The organism is Microbacterium sp. ZW T5_56 (assembly GCF_044987425.1).
Lineage (GTDB): Bacteria > Actinomycetota > Actinomycetes > Actinomycetales > Microbacteriaceae > Microbacterium.
Map to the genome: position 1 here is coordinate 1 of NZ_JBJDRI010000084.1, position 518 is coordinate 518.

General features: G+C 69.1%; 1 protein-coding gene. It reads right to left on the minus strand.

All coding sequences use genetic code 11. The features are described 5' to 3' along the window. The coding region (locus ACI3KU_RS19010) for a ribonuclease E/G (RefSeq protein WP_404923899.1) at positions 1-518 on the minus strand (518 nt) is incomplete at both ends.

Below are 518 nucleotides of genomic sequence, written 5' to 3' on the forward strand. Positions count from 1 at the left end.
GGCATCCGCTGCCTCGTCGGCATGCGGCGCTCGAGTGGATGCGGCGATCTGAGCGAGAGCGGACTTCGCGCCCTCGGGGATGCTGTGCGTCGTGACCTGCACGGGCGGCGCGCTCTGAGCAGGCCCCTGCGGGCTGCCTCCCCGCTGGCGGCGGTTCTGCTGACCGTTGCCGTTGGACGGCGCGCGGTGCTTCACGACGGGGTCGTGGTGCACGACGACACCGCGTCCGGCGCAGACGTCGCACGCCTCGCTGAAGGTCTCCAGCAGGCCGAGGCCGAGCTTCTTGCGGGTCATCTGCACGAGACCGAGCGAGGTGACCTCGGCGACCTGGTGCTTCGTCCGGTCACGGCTCAGGCACTCGATCAGGCGGCGCAGCACGAGGTCGCGGTTCGACTCGAGCACCATGTCGATGAAGTCGACCACGATGATGCCGCCGATGTCACGCAGGCGCAGCTGGCGGACGATCTCCTCCGCCGCCTCGAGGTTGTTCTTCGTGACGGTCTCCTCGAGGTTTCCGC